This window comes from Bacillus sp. S4, from assembly GCF_040838205.1.
Classification (GTDB): domain Bacteria; phylum Bacillota; class Bacilli; order Bacillales; family Bacillaceae_G; genus Bacillus_A; species Bacillus_A cereus_U.
The window spans coordinates 1-6,341 of record NZ_JBFPJI010000196.1 but is presented as its reverse complement, the minus strand read 5'-3'; the positions used below and the strand labels follow the sequence as shown (position 1 = coordinate 6,341).

The window sequence follows — 6,341 nt, the reverse complement described above, 5'->3', positions numbered from 1 at the left end:
ACAGTCAACTGATGATTCTGAATTTTTAAACCGAAATAAAAAAGCCTTCTTTTTAAAGGCTTTTTGTACATAATGTTCCTATTATTTTAACTGCAAACAATTTGATATATTACTCTCCAAATGCTCACGTAAAGTTGAACCTGTATACTCTTCTCTAAATACACCTGCTCTTACGAATAAAGGAATCACTTCACTAAAGAATAAATCCAATGATTTTGAAGGACCGCCTGGAATTGCAATGAATCCATCTAGTGCCCCTGCTTCAAATCTTTCCATAATTTGTTTAAAAACGTCTTGTGGTGTGCCAATAGCGACCCAATGAGCAGAACCAACAACTTCTGGTCGTTCTAGTATTTGCTCAACAGTTGGTTCATTTTTTATGATGAAATTCCGTAATAATTCCGCATGTGTTTTACTACGTACAGTTTGATCTCTACTTGGTAGCATATGTTCAGTAACCTTACTTTCTAATGATATCCCTCTAACATCTAATCCGAGAACCATTTCGAGTAAAGCGTACCTCTTCTCTTTTGTAAGATGTTGATGAGCTTGCCTGTGCATTTCTAGCGCTTCTTCATATGAATCACCAATAAAGAAATATAAACCAGGCAATATACGTATATCATCTTGCTTTCGGCCATGCTTTTCTGCTCTTCTTCTTAAATCTTGACGAAGTTCGATTCCTGACTCTACATCTGGCATCGCGGCGAAAATTGCATCCGCAACAGAAGCAGCGAAATTCCGGCCAGACTCTGACGCACCCGCTTGAAATAAAGGCATTTCCCCAGAAATATGTTGCGGAACATTAAGTGGACCTTTCACCTCAAAGTGTTCCCCACTATGCTCAATTGGCTGTACCATTTCTCTAATTACGTCTGCGTTATCTACTTTCAAAACTTCATAAGGATGACTCTTCCAAAGTTTTCTTACTAACTCTGTACATTCTGCCGCTTTCGCGTATCGTTCCTCGGATGGTGGCATCCCTGCCTCACCAAAGTTTTCAGCACCATCAATTGATGTGACAATGTTCCATCCTACTCGGCCGTTACTAATCCAATTTAAAGATTGTAGTTGCCTTGCTAGTATATATGGTGGATAAAAGGATGTTGAAGCGGTCGTAACGACTCCAATCTTTTCTGTTGCATAAGCGATAGCAGTAAAAAGTAATGTTGGATCTAAAATTACATTCCCCTTATTACGTGCAATTAAATCTGGATGTGCCACTAAATAATCTGCTTTAAAAACAAAATCTAACTTAGCCTTCTCTGCCAGTTGTGCTAACTCTACTTGTTCATCGATTCCTGAATCAAACTTATTCTCTTCTTCTTTCTTTCTAGAAATCAAACATAACCCAATGCAAAGCTGTTTTTTTGTAGACATATGTACACACCTTCCCCTTAGTTTTTAATTCACCTAGTTAAACAAGTGATACGACCATCGCAGCTTCTATTCTTATTAAAGATAAAATGATATTGATAATCATTATCATTTTATGATGTAACTATAATAAAAGCAACAATAAAATGAAACTTTAATCAGAGGGGGGCCCCTCTGATTATTAGCCTTCACCAATCGGGCTTTTACGGGATTAAAAAAAGACTCCCACTAATGGGAAGTCCTTTATCTCAATATTTCATTCGCTTCTTTTTCATAAATTTTATCAAACGAAGTCATGATGCGCTGCGATGCTTGAATCATTTTTTGATTCGTCATTAAATCTGCCATCTCTTTCGTCATATCAACATTTGAATTTTCTAGCATATGATTTTTCACAATCCCTGTTCCATTCGGTAAATCAGCAACGTTTCCTTCTGCTAGTGTAAAACTTTTATTTTCACGTTGCACGAGACGAGCATTCGTTTCTGCATCTACTGTTTTCGTTTGCAAGCGGCCAATATTATTTTGTGTTACTTCATCGTATAATGTACCGTCTGCTTGTACAGCTATCTTTGCTCCTTCTGGAATACGAATACGTTCATTATTCTCACCCATTACGAAAGCACCAGATGCTGTTTGTAAATAACGATCACTATTTAATGTAAAACTACCGTCTCTCGTTAAAAATGTTTCATCATTTTTAGAAGTAACGAAAAATGATGATGTACCAGCCGCACCGTCGTCTAAAAAGAAATCTGTAGCACTATTTGTCATTTGTACATTTCCTTGTACTAAGTTCACATGCGTCGCAGCTGGTACGACAGCGTAATCGGCCGAACCGATATTTGTCGCCGATCCGTCTCCGCGGCGATATGTGTCTTGCACATCAAATACTTTAGAAGTCATGTTTTCTGCTTTAAACCCTGTCGTTTGGGCATTTGCGACGTTATTAGAGTGTACATTTAAACGCTGCATGTAATTCATCATACCCATAGAACCTATATAAAGACCGTTCATACTCGTTTGAATAAGGCAAGTGCCTTATTCTTCACCTCTCTTCTTACGATGTTTGTAACATTTGTTTTGCTAAATGTTCAGCTGTAGCGATATGTATATGTTGCTTCACGTCTTGTCCATCTGTCATTAATACAATTGGAGCTGATGATACAGCTGGAATTTTCAACAATTCACCACTGCTCGCTGTTTCATCAAATTTCGTAAACACGATACCATCAATATGAATATCTTTAAAGTTCGTAATGATTTCAATCATGTCTTTACTTTTCATAGAAGCTGATAACGTTAAACAAATATAATCTGGCTCTACTTGTCCCATCGTTTCAATCATTTCTTCAACCGTTTCTGACGTACGATAATTCTTCCCGGCTGTATCTATTAATATATAATCGACGCACGCTTCTTCTTTAAAATAAGTGAGCGCCCTTGTCATTGCTGCTTCATCTCGCACAGCGATTACTTCTGACCCAATTGTTTTTACGTAATCTTGTAATTGCTGCACTGTTCCAATGCGAGAGTGGTCCGTCGTAATAAAACCAACTGTTTTGTTCTTAGCGTGAAACTGCCATGCCATTTTCGCAAGTGTCGTCGTTTTTCCAACGCCAGTTGGACCGATTAATGCAATCGTTTGTACTTCTTTTTCAAATACGTTTTCAGTATTGAAATGAGATCTCATATCTTCCAATATGTATCCGATGACTTCCTCTTCTGTAATCATCGTTGCATTCTCAAACTTCACTTTTAATTTTTCAGCATATGCATGAATGAAATATTGTTCCACATCGTTTTGTTCTAACATCCGAATTACTTTTTGAATAATAAATGGCACAGATTCCTGCTTTTCTTTTTTAACAACTACCTCTTCTTTCTTGACAGGAATAGCTTGTTTCACAGCAGGCTGTTTTTTCGTTACTTTCGTCGCCTCCGCACGCTTCACAACGACAATCCCTTTTTCAAACAGTTGTAATAGTTTCTCTTTTTTTCTTGCCCATTCTTCACTATTTCCTGTTTGCATCGCTGCGTACGGCATAGAAGTCGTTACGTTTTCTAAATTGTGCAGTACCGATTGAATTCCATTTGCCTTCACAATTTCTTCTGAAGGTTCATTTATAACATCCATTAATTGGTCATGAAACTGAGCTATGCCTTCGTTACTTTCTTCCTGTTTATCTTCAGGAAAAGCGACTAACATTTCATAATTCTTCTTCCAAAAAAACGGGATGTTTCGTTTTACACTTTCATCGACAACGTAGTAATAATCTGTACCATATTGGTCAAATAACTTTCGATACAATTCATTTTTCGAAGCTGCTTTTATTCGCATTAACGCTTCTTTTTTTTCTGTACTTTCCATTACTTCACCCCCTACTATTCAATATAAGCAATTTGATCTACAACAATTTCTGGTGCTAGTTCACTAATACATAATACTTTAGCTTCTATTTGATAACGTTCAAGAAGTCTCACAATCGCAAACCTGAAATCTTTTCTGCGCGTTAATAATACTGGCTCTCTTCCCATTAAACGAGCTTGTTTGAAAACGCGCTGTACTTGCTCTACTACTCGCGTTTCTAAATCTAAATCCCAGTTTAATAAATAACCTTGATATGAATTATTAACAACATCCGCATCTAACTCGATTGAATCAGCGAAAAGCGCTGCATAAATTTTCCCGTCAGGATTTTTCGCACTCTCACAAATAACTTTTGAAATACATTCACGTACAAATGCAGTGACACCATCCACATGGTTTTGATAAATTTCTTTCCCGTCAATAATACCTTCAATAATCGTTGGTAAATCACGAATTGAAATTCCTTCTTTCAGCAGTTGTTTAATAACATTTTGAACAAGTGATAAATCGATTTCTTTCTTCTTAATTTCTTCTAATAAAACGCCATTATCAGTTTCAAGCGAGTTAATCAAGTCTTTCACATGTTGACGCTGAATTAACTCATGAAGGTTACGTCTAACGACAACATCTAAATGCGTAATTAATATGCTGAGTGGCTCTAACACTTGATAGCCTTTCATTTGTGCATCTTGTACCATATGCTCCAAAATCCAATATCCATCTTCGCCGAAAATTGGATCTTTCGCTGGTTCTGCATCTAAATCAGCCATTACGTTCGGTGTTTTCAGTGCTAATAAATAACCTGATTTTAAAACACCTTCAGCCGCCTTTGCACCTTTAATACGAATAATGTAACGTCCACGTGGTCTAAAGCTCGTATTATCTTTAAAGTTAATTCCAGGAACGTTAATACCAAGGTCGGTAATAATTGACTTCCTCATAAGAACAACTTTATCTCGAGCTGTTTCCCCGTTAATCTTCTGCTTTACAAGTGCCGCTAAATCTAATCCGAGCTCTACAATAATTGGATATTTATCCGTAAAGACTCCGAATGAATCTTCGACTTGTTGCAGTTGCTCTTCATCGCCTTGAATCATCTCTAATTCTTTTTGAAGCTCGTCTTCTTTTTCTTTCTTTATTCGCTTTTTATTACGAACTCCTAAGAAAACAATCGTGCCTCCAACGAGAGCAAATGGTAGAAATGGTAACGGTGTAAAAACACCCATTGCGATAAATAAACCACCCAGCGCATATACAACAACTTCATGCGCTAATAACTCTTTAAAGATTCCTTCAGTTACTGTATCAGATGAACCGTCAAATACTCGCGTTACGATAATCCCTGTTGAAATCGCAAGCATTAACGAACCGATTTGGTTTACAATTCCGTCACCGACAGTTAACTGTGTATAGTGAATAGCCGCATCTGCAAAGCTCATTCCTTGCTGCATCATACCAACAATTAAACCGAAAATAATGTTTACAAATAAAATGACAATCCCGAAAATAACGTCCCCTTTAATGAACTTTCCGGCACCATCCATCGCTCCGTAAAACTCTGTTTCCATATTTAATTTTTTTCGTTTCGCCTGTGCATCTTTTTCTGTAATAAGACGCTGATTCAAGTCAGCATCGATAGACATTTGTTTCCCTGGTAAAGAATCAAGTGTAAAGCGAGCTGCTACTTCAGCTGTACGAGACGCACCGTTTGCAACGATAAACTGGAATATGATTAAAACTATAAAAATAACGATACCAATTAATAAGTTCCCGCCAATTACGAACTGGCCAAACTCTTCAATAACATGACCCGCATTTCCGTCTGTTAAAATCGCTCGCGTCGTCGAAACGTTAATCGATACGCGGAAAATCCCGATTAATAACAACATCGTCGGAAATGACTTTAATTCATCCCACTCGTTAATACTTGTAGCTCGCATATAAATAAGCACTGACATACTTAGTAGAAAAACGATAACGATATCAAGTATAAATGGTGGAAGTGGAATTAAGAGCGCCACAACGAATGACGCTGCTAAAAAGATAGAAAAATAGGTTCTTGCAGAATCCATCTTAAACAAAGAGATCCCCTCCAAACGCGCTATTATACTTCAAGTTCGTTCGTTTGAATTAAATAGCGCATAACTTCAATTACAGCTACATATAAATCCTCTGGAATCGTCTCATCTTCCTCGACTTGATAATATAAAGAACGAGCGAGCGGACGGTTTTCCACCATTGGTATTTCTTGTTCACGGGCAAGCGTTCGTATATATAATGCGAGCTCATCTTCCCCTTTTGCAACGACAATAGGCGCTGCATCAACTTGTTTATTGTAACGAAGCACAACCGAAATGTGCGTCGGGTTGTTCACAATAAACGTTGCACCATCCATCTTCTTCGCAATTGTCCCTTGCAAGATAGCATGCATAAAGTTTTTTCGTTTCCCCTTTACTTGCGGGTCCCCTTCATTATCTTTATGCTCTTGTTTTACTTCTTCTTTTTTCATTTTAATATCTTGTTCGTACTCCCATTTTTGATAAATGAAATCAATAATAGAAAGAACGATTAAAATAATTAAAATGGCTAGAAA

The 6,341-nt window shown here is 37.3% G+C and carries 5 protein-coding genes; all 5 read right to left on the bottom strand.

The features are described from left to right. Nucleotides 1-81: 81 nt before the first annotated feature. Nucleotides 82-1,380, bottom strand: a complete 1,299-nt coding sequence (locus AB3X48_RS16040; protein WP_016104424.1) for an NtaA/DmoA family FMN-dependent monooxygenase — start codon at nucleotides 1,378-1,380, stop codon at nucleotides 82-84. Nucleotides 1,381-1,620: 240 nt separating this feature from the next. Further along, complete coding sequence (locus tag AB3X48_RS16035; protein ID WP_033714688.1) at nucleotides 1,621-2,394, bottom strand: flagellar basal-body rod protein FlgG; 774 nt, start codon at nucleotides 2,392-2,394, stop codon at nucleotides 1,621-1,623. Nucleotides 2,395-2,437: 43 nt separating this feature from the next. Then, nucleotides 2,438-3,748, bottom strand: coding sequence for a flagellar biosynthesis GTPase FlhF (gene flhF, locus AB3X48_RS16030; protein ID WP_016104422.1), 1,311 nt, complete (start codon nucleotides 3,746-3,748; stop codon nucleotides 2,438-2,440). 14 nt (nucleotides 3,749-3,762) lie between these two features. Continuing rightward, complete coding sequence (gene flhA / locus AB3X48_RS16025; protein ID WP_002189082.1) at nucleotides 3,763-5,829, bottom strand: flagellar biosynthesis protein FlhA; 2,067 nt, start codon at nucleotides 5,827-5,829, stop codon at nucleotides 3,763-3,765. 23 nt (nucleotides 5,830-5,852) lie between these two features. After that, nucleotides 5,853-6,341, bottom strand: a 489-nt coding sequence (locus AB3X48_RS16020) for an EscU/YscU/HrcU family type III secretion system export apparatus switch protein (RefSeq protein WP_367959732.1), incomplete at its 5' end; no start/stop codon positions are given.

What these genes read in the sequence shown, in the direction of transcription:
- AB3X48_RS16040 (WP_016104424.1), bottom strand. Translation starts at nt 1,380, where the DNA reads ATGTCTACAAAAAAACAGCTTTGCATTGGGTTATGTTTGATTTCTAGA.
- AB3X48_RS16035 (WP_033714688.1), bottom strand. Translation starts at nt 2,394, where the DNA reads ATGAACGGTCTTTATATAGGTTCTATGGGTATGATGAATTACATGCAG.
- flhF (WP_016104422.1), bottom strand. Translation starts at nt 3,748, where the DNA reads ATGGAAAGTACAGAAAAAAAAGAAGCGTTAATGCGAATAAAAGCAGCT.